At 58.9% G+C, this 13,312-nt stretch carries 12 protein-coding genes; 5 read left to right on the top strand and 7 right to left on the bottom strand.

Annotated elements, in window-relative coordinates; genetic code table 11:
• Positions 1-227: 227 nt before the first annotated feature.
• Positions 228-998: a cyclic nucleotide-binding domain-containing protein gene (locus OOT55_RS08960; protein ID WP_265368742.1), complete on the bottom strand. Its 771-nt coding sequence runs from the start codon at positions 996-998 to the stop codon at positions 228-230.
• 45 nt (positions 999-1,043) lie between these two features.
• Entirely contained in the window at positions 1,044-1,322 is a 279-nt protein-coding gene (locus OOT55_RS08955) for a TfoX/Sxy family protein (RefSeq protein ID WP_265368741.1), read from the bottom strand.
• Positions 1,323-1,492: 170 nt separating this feature from the next.
• Between OOT55_RS08955 and OOT55_RS08950 the strand changes: the two genes are divergently transcribed.
• From OOT55_RS08950 to cysE, 3 genes are read left to right on the top strand one after another with little or no spacing between them, the layout of a single operon-like run.
• Positions 1,493-2,254 carry a M15 family metallopeptidase gene (locus tag OOT55_RS08950; protein ID WP_265368740.1) on the top strand — a complete coding sequence of 254 codons (762 nt, stop codon included), beginning with the start codon at positions 1,493-1,495 and terminating at the stop codon, positions 2,252-2,254.
• Entirely contained in the window at positions 2,251-3,606 is a 1,356-nt protein-coding gene (locus OOT55_RS08945) for an MFS transporter (RefSeq protein WP_265368739.1), read from the top strand. Before OOT55_RS08950 ends, OOT55_RS08945 begins: the two co-directional genes overlap by 4 nt.
• Positions 3,607-3,643: 37 nt before the next feature.
• Positions 3,644-4,441: a serine O-acetyltransferase gene (gene cysE / locus OOT55_RS08940; RefSeq protein WP_416141002.1), complete on the top strand. Its 798-nt coding sequence runs from the start codon at positions 3,644-3,646 to the stop codon at positions 4,439-4,441.
• On the opposite strand, the gene OOT55_RS08935 is transcribed toward cysE, so the two are convergent.
• On the bottom strand, positions 4,442-4,690 hold the full coding sequence (locus OOT55_RS08935; protein ID WP_265368737.1) for a hypothetical protein: 249 nt from the start codon (positions 4,688-4,690) through the stop codon (positions 4,442-4,444).
• Between the two features lie 196 nt (positions 4,691-4,886).
• Here OOT55_RS08935 and OOT55_RS08930 point away from each other — a divergent pair, with 196 nt between their 5' ends.
• Positions 4,887-5,609, top strand: coding sequence for a hypothetical protein (locus OOT55_RS08930; protein WP_265368736.1), 723 nt, complete (start codon positions 4,887-4,889; stop codon positions 5,607-5,609).
• On the opposite strand, the gene ppa is transcribed toward OOT55_RS08930, so the two are convergent.
• On the bottom strand, positions 5,606-6,139 hold the full coding sequence (gene ppa / locus OOT55_RS08925) for an inorganic diphosphatase (protein WP_265368735.1): 534 nt from the start codon (positions 6,137-6,139) through the stop codon (positions 5,606-5,608). The genes OOT55_RS08930 and ppa overlap by 4 nt on opposite strands.
• Positions 6,140-6,210: 71 nt before the next feature.
• Positions 6,211-7,044, bottom strand: coding sequence for an FHA domain-containing protein (locus tag OOT55_RS08920; protein WP_265368734.1), 834 nt, complete (start codon positions 7,042-7,044; stop codon positions 6,211-6,213).
• 187 nt (positions 7,045-7,231) lie between these two features.
• Here OOT55_RS08920 and OOT55_RS08915 point away from each other — a divergent pair, with 187 nt between their 5' ends.
• Positions 7,232-9,760, top strand: a complete 2,529-nt coding sequence (locus OOT55_RS08915; protein ID WP_416140985.1) for an efflux RND transporter permease subunit — start codon at positions 7,232-7,234, stop codon at positions 9,758-9,760.
• 67 nt (positions 9,761-9,827) lie between these two features.
• Here OOT55_RS08915 and OOT55_RS08910 read toward each other — a convergent pair whose 3' ends face one another.
• Both OOT55_RS08910 and OOT55_RS08905 read right to left on the bottom strand, forming a co-directional pair.
• Complete coding sequence (locus tag OOT55_RS08910) at positions 9,828-11,003, bottom strand: hypothetical protein (protein ID WP_265368733.1); 1,176 nt, start codon at positions 11,001-11,003, stop codon at positions 9,828-9,830.
• Between the two features lie 321 nt (positions 11,004-11,324).
• Positions 11,325-13,025 carry a family 15 carbohydrate-binding domain-containing protein gene (locus OOT55_RS08905; protein ID WP_265368732.1) on the bottom strand — a complete coding sequence of 567 codons (1,701 nt, stop codon included), beginning with the start codon at positions 13,023-13,025 and terminating at the stop codon, positions 11,325-11,327.
• Between the last annotated feature and the right edge of the window lie 287 nt (positions 13,026-13,312).

Below are 13,312 nucleotides of genomic sequence, written 5' to 3'. Positions count from 1 at the left end.
CCAAGCAACCGTGATTAGCCAAAGGTCTTCAAGTCCAAAGTGGGGACTTGTCTGACCTCAAAGGAGAAGATCCGGCAGCGCGACAGAGGCTGCGTCACGCAGCGCTTCGAGCCACCGTCACCCCGTTGAGTGGGGAGATGCAATCACTCAACAATTCAAATGATAATTATTACCATTATCGTTGTCAAGTGTTCGCCGTGTTCTTTTGTTTGATCGGGCGGGGCTGGTCAGCCTCGCGCTTGTGACGCCAGTAGCTGTCCGTTGAGCTGGTTGATTTTGGCCGCCAGTTCCTCGACCAGGCTCAGGCAGATTTGCGGCTGCAGCTCCACCAGGTCGGCGAACTCTTCCTTGCGAACGGCCAGCACCGTGCAGTCACTCACGGCGACCACCGACGCCATGCGCTTCTGGCGGGTGAACACCGCCAGCGCGCCAAAAATCTCGTCGGCCTGAATTTCTCCGACCTTGACGCCGTCGCACAGCGCGTGGGCTTCACCTTCGAGCAGTGTGTAAACCCGGTCGGCCTCCGCGCCCTGCTGGATGATGGTTTCTCCGGCCTGAAAGTGCATGAAGCCGGCTGAGGGCTGGAACTCCGCCCGAATTTCCTGAGCCAGCGCCGCACGGTGAAAGGCGTTGGCACAAATCAGATAGCGAACAAACCGGGAGGGGTGGCGTCCAGTGATATCGGCGAGCCGATAGGGCTCAAGGGTCAGTGGGCCGGTGGTACCGTAGGCGCCCTGTTCGCAGTCCAGCGTCGGCAGCCCGATCAGGTCGCCGGCACTCAATCGCAGCACCTGTTTGCCACCGACCCGATAATAGGCCTCACCGTCGGTGACCAGCCACACAGTCTGATCGTCGCCATCGGCCAAAAGGTCGTGGCTGGTGTTGACGTTGACCGGCGCACCGCAGGGCGTCAGCGAGGCCATCAGTTCCGCACCGGCTTCAGCGAGCTGGGCAGCGCAGTCGGTGATGGTATCCGACTGCTTGTGGGGCAAATACATAGAACCTCCAGAATTAACCGCGCGCCTCGCCGGGGGTACCGGCTCTCAGGCTTCGCTTAGCGTATCCTGTTCGGCCTCGATCACCAACTGTTGTTTCAGGTCCGGCGGCAGATCGTTCCAGTGAATATCCATCAGCGCACCTTGCAGCGCATAGAGCATCACTTTGGAGACATTGATGTCGCGGGCTTTGATACGGCGATAGGCTTCAACGGCACCGATTTCGCGCAGCTCGGCATAGCTGTTGATGCCAATGGCGTGCAGAATGTTTACCGTCGCCATCCCCAGGTTCTTGAGCTGGAGTAATTCACTATGACTGGCGGTCATACGGGTTACGCTCCATTCTTCATTATGATTATGGTTGTGATATTGTCCCAATGCAGCGCGTGCCATCCGGGACACAGTCGGCACTGCATACGCCCAATAGTACCGGTTTACACCGCGAGCGCAAAACATTTCCGCGCATTGGCGCATTTTACAGTCGTGGGGGCCAGAACTTGACACAATCGGCGGATAATATCCCCGGAAAACATCCGTCAGGCGACTCGCCTGCCTCGTTATCTTTGACGCCAGAGCAGCTCTGTGGGCGCGATGAGTCGGCGTTGGTTGGCAGCCCCTGGGGGACGGGTCTGATTCACCGGGATCTATACCAACCTCTGAACGTACTGGTCGAGGCGGCCGACCGCGCCGGGTTCAGGGTACGGCTGGCCAGTGGCTATCGCGGTTTTGATCGCCAGCGTCGCATCTGGGACGCCAAGGCCAGCGGCGCGCGCCCGGTACTGGATGAGCGGGGGGAGCCTCTGAATATCGGTGCTCTGGATGAGCTGGCCCTGGTTCATGCGATAATGCGCTGGTCGGCTCTGCCGGGCAGTTCCCGCCATCATTGGGGAACCGATGTCGATGTGTATGATGCCGCTGGTCTGGCAGAGGGCGAAGCCTTGCAACTGACTCGCCGGGAAACCGAACCCGGAGGGCCGTTTGCCGCCTTTCACGCCTGGCTGGATCGGTATCTGGCGAGCGCGGAGAACCCCGGCTTTTATCGCCCCTACGATCGGGATCGGGGGGGCGTGGCGCCGGAGCCCTGGCATCTGAGTTACGCACCTCTGGCGAATCGGTTCGCCCGGGCGATGACGCCTGAGCGGCTGGCGGATTATCTGCAAACTGAATCGTTTGCCCTGAAGGAGACGGTGATGGACCGCTTGCCTGAATTGTTTCATCGCTACGTGACGGTGCCCGAGGGGCCGGAGTCTGCGCTGTGAGCCCGCCGGATCCGACCGCGGCCCCCCAATTCTCGTTGTTGTCGCAACGCCGCTTTCTGCCGCTGTTTCTGACCCAGCTCGGCGGTGCGTTCAACGATAACTTTTACAAAAGTGCCCTGCTGATGCTGTTCACTTACGGTGGGATTGAGCGCTGGGGGTTGAGTATCGATGTCATCAATAATCTGGTGGCGGCGACCCTGATCATACCCTTCCTGTTGTTTGCACCCATTGCCGGTCAATACGCCGACAAATTTGAAAAATCCCGTTTTATTCGCGCCCTCAAGGTGGCCGAAATACTGATCATGGTATTGGGGGCGGTGGCGCTCTGGCTCAACAGTGCGGCATTGCTATTGCTGGTTCTGTTTCTGACGGGGACTCAATCGGCCTGTTTCAGTCCGCTCAAGTACGCGATCCTGCCTCAGCATTTGTCCGCGGAAGCACTGACCGGCGGCAACGGTCTGATGCATACCGGCACCTCCCTGGCGATTTTTCTGGGCATGATTGCCGGTACTCTGGCACTGAGCGTGGCCGGTGGCTACTGGTGGGTGGCGGCCGGGGCGCTGTTGATCGCCTGGCTGGGATGGCGGGCGAGCCTGAGAATACCGCCCGCCCCGTCGGCGGATCCGGAGCTCCGCCTGGAGAACAACCCCTACAAGCAGACGCTGCGAACGCTGGCCTGCGCCCGGGAAAACCCGATGGTGTTCTGGTGCATCATCGGCAATTCCTGGTACTGGTTTTTGGGGTCGGTGTACCTGACGCAGTTGCCCAACTTTACCCGCAGTGTGTTGTCCGGTGCCTCGTTGGTGGTCAGTGTGCTGCTGATTCTGTTTCTGGTGGGCATCTGTGTTGGAGCCCTGCTGTGTGCCCGCTTGAGTCGGGGGCACATTGAGCCGGCGCTGGTACCCCTGGGGGCGTTGCTGGTGTTGCTGTTCGGGGTGGACCTGGCCCTGGCCGGGCAGTCGTTCGCCGCGGCACATCCGGCGGTCGAGGGGGCGTTGCACCCATTGGCGTCCATGGCCCAGTGGCCCCGCACCTGGCGGGTGGTCGCGGATGTGTTGATGTTGGGGGTGGCCGGAGGTCTTTACGTGGTGCCGTTGACCGCGCTGATTCAGGAGCGCAGCCGGCCGGCGCACCGGGCGCAGGTAATTGCGGCCGGGAATGTGATCAATGCCCTGTTCATGGTGGCCGCGGCGCTGGTCGGGCTTGGTGCGCTGGGCGGCCTGGGACTCTCGATTCCCCAGCTGTTTCTCACCGTGGCGGTGCTGCACGTCCTGCTGTGTGTCGGGGTGTTTCTGAAGCAGCCCGAGTTCCTGTTGCGGTTTCGCGCGCGCTTCATGCCTGTGCGACAATAGCACGCACATGGCGAACCCAGGAGAACGCACTTTGCCTTTGACCCCGCTCACCGATGAACTGTGGCACTCCATACGGCGTGAGGCCCAGGCGGCCTCCGAAGAGGAACCGGCACTGGCCAGTTTTTATCACGCCACCCTGCTGAATCACGACAGCTTTGCCAGCGCCATGAGCTTCCATCTGGCCAACAAGCTGGACAGTCAGGCGGTCCCCGCAATGATGATCCGGGAGGTGTTCGAGGCCGCGATGGCCGAGTCGCCGGAGATCGAATCGGCCATGCGAGCCGATATCTATGCGCACTGTGAACGGGACCCCGCCTGCGAGAAATACTCCACGCCCTTTCTGTTCTTCAAGGGGTTTCATGCGCTGCAGTCCTACCGGTTCGCTCATCATCTCTGGCTGAAGGGGCGGCGAGGCCTGGCGCTGTACCTACAGAACCAGATCTCCGAGGCGTTTGGCGTGGATATTCATCCGGGTGCCCGCATCGGCAGTGGCATCATGATTGACCACGCGACCGGTGTGGTGATCGGGGAGACGGCGGTCATCGGCAACGATGTGTCCATGTTGCACTCGGTCACTCTGGGGGGCGCCGGACGACTCAGTGGCGATCGTCACCCGAAAGTCGGACGAGGTGTCCTGATCAGTACCGGGGCCAAAATTCTCGGAAATATCGACATCGGTGAGTGTGCGAAGATCGGCGCTGGCAGCGTGGTGCTGCATCCGGTGCCGCCCCATACAACGGTCGCCGGCGTTCCGGCGCGGGTGGTGGGGCACCCCAAAGGAGACGTGCCAGCGCGCGATATGGACCAGGGGCTGAATGGCTCGGAATCAGACTGATTAAACGGCCCGGACGCGTGGCGCCGAGTGGCGGAGTTCGCCATCCTTCAGCCATCTGAGAACGGATTGGCGACTTGCCAACATGGTTCGATAGGTATCGATCACCGGCTGGTTGGGGCGCGGTTGAGCCTCCAGGGCGGCGATTCGATCGCAGAGAAAGGCGATGTCCTGTTCGACCTTGCGCCGGACGTCATTCGCCTGCTTCAATTGGCCTCGGGCCACAAATTGTGGACTTGAATAGGCATTCATAGACTCGCCTCCACGCTTCTCCAGCTCAAAATCCGGACTTTCAGTATTGGCCGAACGTCGCTCAATCGCCAGTATTATCAGAGACTGTTTTGTCACTAAAGCATGGGGTTTATATTGCGAGTGAGCATAGGGCTGATTAAGATCAGGGTATGACATTACCCGTAACACTCTGGATTTCACTTTGACGGAGCCTGGCATGGCAGATGAGCGGTTCGATCTGATTTTTCGGGGGGACATCGTCCTCGGGCAGCCGCTGGCGACGGTGAAAGAGCGCCTGCAGCAGCTGTTCAAAGCCGACGCCAATACCATTGAGCGGCTGTTCACCGGCCGGCCGGTAGCCGTCAAGCGTCGCCTGGACCGGGCCACGGCGCAGAAATACCAGCAGGTTCTGCAGAAGGCGGGGGCTCTGGTCGAACTCGTGCCGGCCCGCCCTGAGGGGGGCGACAGCTCAGCACCCGCCCGACCGGAGCGCCCGGCGTCGTCGGGTCTCAGTCTGGCTCCGGTGGGCCCCCTGCTGAAAGCCTCCGAGCGAACGCGCCTGGCGCCAGTGTCGGTGGATATCAGTGGGCTCAGCCTCCGGCCGGCGCAGGGGCCTCTGCTGGATGCCACCGAGCGGACGGTCGACGCAGCGACCGAGGTACCGGTGCCGACGTTTGAGTTGGCCGCGCCTGGAGAAGACCTGCTCCCGGAGCATGAGCGGGTGGAACTGCCGCTGATGGCAGTGGAGCCGGATGACTGGGGGCTGGCGGAGGTGGGAGCCGAGTTGCTCCGGGCGGAGGAGCGGGCGCCCGCTCCCGCGCCGGTGACGGCCCCGGAATTTGATGTGGCGCCGGTCGGCTCCGATATGGGGGAACTGAAACGAGATCGGGCGCCAGTGGCGCCCGATATCAGTGGTCTGCGTCTGGAAGGAGAGGGTTAGCCCTCTTTCTTGTACAGTTCCACCGAGTCGAGAATTTCCTGGCGAGCCGCTTCCGCGTTGGCCCAGCCGTCAATCTTGACCCATTTGCCTTTCTCCAGATCCTTGTAATGCTCAAAGAAGTGGCTGATCTGATTCAGGGTCAGCTCGGGCAGGTCCTGGGCTTCTTTCACCTGGCTGTAGATCGGGGTGACCTTGTCGATTGGCACGGCCAGGACTTTGGCGTCTTCCCCGGATTCATCGGTCATTTTGAGCACGCCAATCGGGCGGCAGCGAATCACCGACCCGGCCGGCAGGGCGTAAGGAAACACCACCAGTACATCCACCGGGTCGCCGTCGCCACACAGGGTGTGGGGCACATAGCCGTAGTTGCAAGGGTAGTGCATGGACGTGCCCAGCAGGCGGTCCACGAAAATGGCACCGCTGTCTTTGTCCACTTCGTATTTGATGGGCTCGCCGTTCATCGGGATTTCGATGATGACGTTGATGTCGTCGGGCAGGTTTTTGCCGGAAGCTACCTTGTCAAAGCTCATGGGTTGATGGTCCTACTGGTTCAGTGAATGAAAAAGCGGCGGGATTTTACCACAGTTCCCCGGATGACCACTCACACCCAGTAGAAACCACCGATCAGCAGCATGGCCGCTACCAGTACCACCAGCCAGAGCCACAACTCCTGGCGGCGTTCCTGATAAGTGGGTTCCTGCCGGTTCCCCGGGGAGGTCGGACGGGTTTTCCAGCGGCGGGGTTTCTCCTCCAGCGGCTTTCTGGGGCGGGGTTCGGGGGGACGATTGACCGTGCTGGTGGCTCTCAGTCGGGTGCGTTCGCGATCTCCTTGGGGACTGACGATCTTGAAGGTGTACACATCCAGGCGGAGCTGGTCGCCGCCGTGGGCCAGTGCATCGGTAACCGGGCGATCATTCAGGTAGGTGCCGTTTACCGAGCCCAGGTCCCTGACATGCAGGCTGCCCCCCTGAACTCTCAGCTCGACGTGGCGCCTGGACAGATGTGTCCCGGGGATGACAATATCGCACTGGCTCGAGCGCCCGAGCACCACGGTGCCTTCGCGAGGGATCTCGTAACTCTGGCCGGCCAGCCAACTACCACTGGCAACCAGCCGCCAGGGGTCGGCGGCGGTGGCATCAGAGGGTGGCGCGTCGGTTGGCGGCAGAACGTCGAAGGCCACCGGGCCGAGTCGGATTTCATCGCCCGGTATAATTTCTTTCTGGGTGATGCGCTGGCCATTGACGAAGCAGCCGCTGGGGCTGTTGTTGTCCTTGAGGAAGATCTTGTCGGCGGTGGCGATGAGCCGGGCCTGTAGGGGGGCTATGCCGTCATCCGGCAGGACCAGATGGTTATCGCTGTCGCTACCAATACTGTACAACTTCTCCACCACCCAGAAGGCGGGTTGACGCTGATCCTTGAACTGGAGCTTGAGCATAACCTCTTCCATCTCGAGCGAATGCAGTCAATGCCCGATTATATCGGGTGTTTTCCCGACTTTACCATAGCCCGGTTGGCAAATCTGGTGGGAGAAGGTAAAGGAATGTTGTCCTGTGCACCGCTTGCCTCAGTGGTTTGGGGTACACTGTGGGCCCCTGACCCTCTATGGATTTTAAGGTTCACCTATGCTGAAAATGCTTGATGTCCTGTACCGGGCGACGGTTCTGCGCCACCCCGGCATTGCACTGGCGATCATTGTCCTGCTTGCCATTGTGGCGGCGGCGGGACTGCCCAACCTTAAGCTGGATGCTTCGGCGGATTCGCTGACCCTCGAGAACGATCGGTCGATCGATTATTTCCGGGAAATCAACCAACGCTACCAGAGCGGCGACTTCCTGGTGGTGACGTACAGCCCCGAGGCCGAGATGTTCTCGGATGAGTCCATCAACACACTCAAGGCGCTCCGGGATGACCTGGCCGAGGTCGACGGCGTGGTCAGCATCAACTCCATTCTGGATGTGCCGCTGCTCTACAGCCCGATGCGCCCGCTGTCCGAACAGCAGGAGTCGACCCGGACCTTGCTCACCGAGGGGGTGGACCGGGAAGCCGCCAAAGAAGAGTTCCTGACCAGTCCCATTTACCGGGATACACTGCTCAGTGAAGACCTGGAAACCACCGCCATCCAGTTGAATCTGGAAGTGAATAATCGCTACATCGATCTGGCCCGAAAGCGTGACGCTCTGCGGGCAAAAGCGGCCCGGGGGGAGCTTGATGAGGAGCAGGCCCGGGAACTGGAGGCGGTGAGTCAGGAGTTCCGGGCGTATCGCACCGAGCTCACCGAACGGGATCACGCCCGGGTGGAAGAGGTCCGGAATATTCTGAGTCGCTACGATGATCGGGCGGAGCTGTTTCTGGGCGGCGTGAGCATGATTACAGCGGACATGATCGCCTTTATCAAGAGTGACCTGGTGGTCTTTGGCAGCGCCATCCTGGTGTTCATTATCGCGATGTTGGCGATCATCTTCCGGCAGTGGCGTTTTGTGATCCTGCCCCTGTCGACCTGTGTGTTGGCCGTTATCTTGATGCTCGGCTGGCTCAGTTGGATCGATTGGCGAATGACGGTGATCTCCTCCAACTTTGTGGCGCTGTTACTGATCATGACGCTGGCGCTGACCATTCACCTGATTGTGCGCTTTCGTGAGCTGCACCGACAGTCACCCGAGGCCCCCAAAGAGGAATTGGTGCTCACCACCGTGCGCTTCATGGCTCGCCCCTGCCTGTACACGGCGTTGACGACCATTGTGGCGTTCGTCTCTCTGGTGGTCAGTGATATCCGGCCGGTGATCGACTTCGGCTGGATGATGACCATCGGGTTGAGTGTGGCGTTTGTGTTGGCTTTCGTGGTGATTCCCGCCGGGCTGATGCTGTGGCGCAAAGGGGAACCCAAAGATAAGGGAGACCAGTCCGGCGCCTTTACGCTCATTTTCTCCCGGTTTGCCGAGCGCCACGGGGCACTGGTGATTTTTATTGCCCTGACCGCTGCTCTGGTCAGTGCCTATGGCAGCACACGTCTGGAAGTGGAAAACCGGTTTATCGATTACTTCCATGAGGACACCGAGATTTATCAGGGCATGTCGGTCATCGACAAGCAACTTGGGGGGACCATCAATCTCGATATTATCCTCACCCAAGAACCGGAAGAAGACGCGCCCGAGGCGGACGATCCCTTCGCCGAGCCGGAACAGGAAGCCGATCCTTTCGCCACTCCAGAGAGTGACGACCCGTTTGCAACCGAAGGTGATCAAGAGCAGGTCAGCAATGACAGTGTCTGGTTCACCCGTGCCGGATTGGAGCAGATACAGTCGCTGCACCAGTATCTGGAATCGCTCCCGGAAATCGGCAAAGTGAATTCCCTGGCCATTGCTTACGAAGTGGCGTCGGACATCAATGGTGGGCGGCTCAACAACTTTGAGTTGGGGGTGATGCGCAACGCTCTGCCGGACAACATCAAACAAGTGCTGATTGAGCCCTACCTGTCGGATGAGCACAACGAGGCCCGTATCTCTCTGCGAGTCCAGGAAACCAGCCCGGAACTCAAACGCACAGAGCTGGTTGAAAAAATTCGTACTCACGCGGTGCAGGAGTTGGGCTTTGAGGAAGACCATATTCGCTTTACCGGCATGCTGGTGCTGTACAACAACATGTTGCAGAGCCTGTTCAGCTCCCAGATTGTGACCCTGGGTGCGGTTTTTGTCGGCATCATGCTGATGTTTCTGGTGCTGTTTCATTCCCTGACGATTGCCATCATTGCCATTCTGCCCAACATGCTGGCAGCGGGTGTGGTGCTCGGTGGTATGGGGCTGGCGGGAATCCCTCTGGACATGATGACCATCACTATCGCCGCCATTACGGTGGGCGTCGGCGTCGACCACGCGATTCATTACCTGTACCGCTTCCGCAATGAGTTCTCGCAGCGCCAGAACTATGTGGACGCCATGCACGCTTCCCATGGGTCCATTGGCCGAGCCATGTACTACACGGCGGTAATCATTATTGTCGGGTTTTCGATACTGGCCTTGTCGGAGTTTATCCCATCTATCTACTTTGGGTTGCTGACCGCGTTGGCCATGTTTGCCGCCATACTCGGATCACTGACACTGTTGCCTAAGCTGATCTTGATGACCAAGCCGTTTGGAAGGGAGTCAGAAGGGTAAATCGGGGCGGTTGGCAAACAAAAAACCCGGCCTTGTGTGCCGGGTTTTTTGTAGGTCGGGTATTGATCTATTCAGGCAGATCGATTTCCACCTGTTTGATCAATGCGACATCAGCTTCGCCGCTGGTGATGGGGCCAACCAGTTGCACACCGATGCGCATGGCGTCGGCCAGCTCCCCGGCTTCGTAGGTGATCAGGTTATCACCCGCGACCAGGCCGGTCGTCGTAATGTTGCCAAAGAGCTGGTTGTAAGAGCCTGAGTTCTGCTGGATATAAGGTTGCACACCGATTCCACCGTCGATCTGCGCCTCGGTCAGCGTGACAATCATGCGGACGGTGGCGTTGCTGATCACGTTGGTGGTCACGCCCATGGCTTTGGGACGGTTGCCGCCTTCATCGGCGCTGTCCCAATCAGGGGTGATGACCAGCGCGCCGGCATCCGCGTCGTGGCTCACTGCTGAACCTGCGCTGCCGTCATTGCTCCAGCCCTGGACATCGCTGTCAAACGTAAAGCTCTCATCACCGGTGGCCAATGGTTCCAGAGTAACGGGCATGACCGGTTTTTCCTCGACGGTAATCGCTTCGGGGGAGATGATGGCATCGTCGATGTGCAGAGTGTCATCAAGATCCAGGAAACCGTCAGCGCTCTGGATCTGTATCCCCATCCGGTTGATGGCGGTCAGGTCAAAGCCTTCATTGGCAAAACCAAAGTCTTCAAGGGCGATGTTCTCCAGGTAGAAGGTATTCCAGCCGGCGGTGGTTGCCGTGTAGCCAATGTAGCCTTTGCGGTCAGACGCATCCTGGAAGAATACCTGGGCGATCATGCCGGTGTGGCTCGCGGGTACATAGAGATTCAGGTGGGCAAAGCCATCACTGAGGTCAGCGATTTCAGGATCAATCGGGGTCGAGACTTCGATCTGGTCGCCGGCCGTAAGCCAGTCGGGTGTTACGTCCATGGCTTGTGCGTCAGCGTTGTAGGCGAGAGTGGTGGTGGCATTGCATTCGCTGCTTACGCAAGCGCTGGTCCAGGAGTCAATATCCGTCTCCGCATCAAAGGTGATGCTCACCCAGGGTTCTACCGGAGGCTCTTCTTCCGGTTCCTCTTCTTCGGGCTCTTCCTCTTCGCCGGCATTGAGGTCTTCCGGTGGATTGAGAACGATACGGCTCTGATCGTCCTGATCGTCGCCGCCGCAAGCGGAAAGCGCAAACACTGCACACAGTGCAATCATGAATTTCTGTAACATCGTGTTGTTCCTCTATCGTTATTGTAAATGGTGAGAGGCTTGAGACTGGTGGGGCCAGTGGCCACTCACAGAGCCAGATAGCGACGTGATCCGGCGATGAGACGCCGGCCACTCCCAGGCTGGTCTACTAAACATAGCACACAAATGTTCCAAAAGACTATAAGTCGTCTCAATAATTTTTCGCTATTTAGATGCCACTTTTTATAAGCCTGAATCCGCCAGTGCACGGTGGGATTTTGTGACCTGAAAGAGCTGCATACAAAAAAGCCCGACTCTGCATCAGAGCCGGGCTTTCATTGGTTTCAGTTTTTACAGGCTGACTTACTCGACCGTAATGGCTCGCAGCAGGATCGGCTCTGCTTCTGCTTCCCGGGTTTCAAGTCCTGCGCCCTGCAGCTTGAGCCCTACGCGCTGAGCCGTCGGTTCAGTGGGTACGTCGGTCATTTCCCGCTCGAACCGATACCAGCCGTCACCCAGATCTTCAGCGGCATCGACGGCGATGTTGCCACCATAGTTGCCGGCGTAGCTGCCGCTATTCTGCTGAATGAAGATCTGCAGTGCCAGACCCGGGTTCTCGGTGGTGTAATAGTCGCCGAGATAGAGCTCAACACCAACGGTCGCACCTTCAAGGTCCGGCAGTTCCGTTTCGCCCGCGATGTACATGACGGTACGTTCGCCCTCACTGTACTGCTCGTCGGGGTCCGTCACCTGCCAGTTGGGGGCAATGCTCAGTGCGCCCTGGCCAGCATCGTAGGAGAGCTCGGCGGCACCGGCCAGCCCTTGCCAGTTGTCGACGTCCCAAGTACCTGCGTCAAGGGCTTCCTGAGTCGGAGAGATAGTGAACGGACCTGAGTCTCCGCCGCTGGAAACAATGTTGATCTGCATGCTGTTGATGGTAACCCGACCAGCCACTTCGTTCTTCACTTGCAGACCGACGCGGATGTTCTGGCCTTCTTCAGCAACAAACGCTTCGTTCTCGGTGGCACAAGTCACTTCATAGGGTTCGCCAGCGGTCAACTCACCGTTGCCCACGTAGCAGCCAAACTCACCAGTGTAGCTACCGAAGTTCTGCTGGATGATGGGCTGGACATCGGCTCCGGAGTCCTTGAACGCCTGGTCGACAGTGAAGGTCATATCAAAGCTGCGACCGACCAGATCCACCGGCCCTTCCAGCAGGTAAACCAGTTTCTGGTCAGCAGCGGTGGGCTCGAAGTAAACGCCGCCTTCGCCGTCGCGCTGCAGGGTCACTTCCGGCGGGGCATCCATCACGGTCCAGGCTTCATCATCGGCCTCGACGATCAGCGGACCGGTTCCGGAAGCCGGAGTTACCGTGACATTGTCCAGCCAGAGCTGGCCGGTGACGTCTGTGGCTTTACCGTTGGCGGCAAAGGCGACGCCAAATTCGTTGACGTTGCGCAGCTCAAAACCATCGGAGTGCCAATAGAAGGTGCCGTAATCGACAGACTCATTGCCCTGATCGTCGGTCACGGTTTCACCGGTGCCGGCCATCATTTCCCACATTTCAACGCGATTCCAGCCGGCATCGACGTCGAAGGCACGGCTATACGCAGTGCCGCCAGCGGCATTGCCCAGAACCAGGTGCGCCGCCAGGTTGCCGTCGGTGGCATAGGCATCGGTCACAAACACCCAAGCGCTGATATGCGAGCCTTCCAGATCATTGATTTCATCAATGGGGCTGAAAACTTCCAACTGGTCTTCAGCGCTGGCCCATTCGGGCTCAATGGCGAGGACTTCTTCGGACTCATTCCAGCTCAGCTCTGCAGTGGCGTTGCAGGTTTCTTCGCAGCGGCTGGCCCAGCCGTCGGTCTGTGTCGCTTCGTTAAATGGAACGAATACCAGGATCCGAGGTTCGGCAGGTTCCTCGGGTTCTTCTGGTTCCTCCGGTTCCTCAGGGTTGTTGGGATCCTGTTCAGGCGGAGTATCCGGCCCCAGGTCAAGGTCCCCGCCACAGGCGGAGAGCACAAAAATTGTGCAGAGCGCGATGAGCAGTTTTTGTAACATATCTAAACCCTCTATTATTCTAGTCTTTAGCGTAAGTTGACCGAATTCGGCTGGCTTGCCGCCATCTTTCTTGCGGTCTTTCCCCGAGGTCCGGCGGGGTATGTTGGGGCCAAAAGCCCTCGGAGAGACTGCATGAGCAATAACATAGCACACAAATGTTCTAACTGACCATAAGTCGCGTAAAATTTTATGGTCATAATGACGATATTGTTATGCCAAAACGGCTGGCAGCGCCATAGGATGTGTGAAAAAAGGCTGGAAGGCCCCGACTGGCAGGGCCTGGAGGG

The organism is Marinimicrobium sp. C6131 (genome assembly GCF_026153455.1).
Classification (GTDB): Bacteria; Pseudomonadota; Gammaproteobacteria; order Pseudomonadales; family Cellvibrionaceae; genus Marinimicrobium.
This window is presented reverse-complemented; position numbering and strand designations above follow the sequence as displayed.

Bases quoted from the DNA above. Each gene is read 5' to 3' on its own strand.
- OOT55_RS08960 (WP_265368742.1), bottom strand. From the start codon at position 998: ATGTATTTGCCCCACAAGCAGTCGGATACCATCACCGACTGCGCTGCC.
- OOT55_RS08955 (WP_265368741.1), bottom strand. From the start codon at position 1,322: ATGACCGCCAGTCATAGTGAATTACTCCAGCTCAAGAACCTGGGGATG.
- OOT55_RS08935 (WP_265368737.1), bottom strand. From the start codon at position 4,690: ATGAATGCCTATTCAAGTCCACAATTTGTGGCCCGAGGCCAATTGAAG.
- OOT55_RS08930 (WP_265368736.1), top strand. From the start codon at position 4,887: ATGGCAGATGAGCGGTTCGATCTGATTTTTCGGGGGGACATCGTCCTC.
- ppa (WP_265368735.1), bottom strand. From the start codon at position 6,139: ATGAGCTTTGACAAGGTAGCTTCCGGCAAAAACCTGCCCGACGACATC.
- OOT55_RS08920 (WP_265368734.1), bottom strand. From the start codon at position 7,044: ATGCTCAAGCTCCAGTTCAAGGATCAGCGTCAACCCGCCTTCTGGGTG.
- OOT55_RS08915 (WP_416140985.1), top strand. From the start codon at position 7,232: ATGCTGAAAATGCTTGATGTCCTGTACCGGGCGACGGTTCTGCGCCAC.
- OOT55_RS08910 (WP_265368733.1), bottom strand. From the start codon at position 11,003: ATGTTACAGAAATTCATGATTGCACTGTGTGCAGTGTTTGCGCTTTCC.
- OOT55_RS08905 (WP_265368732.1), bottom strand. From the start codon at position 13,025: ATGTTACAAAAACTGCTCATCGCGCTCTGCACAATTTTTGTGCTCTCC.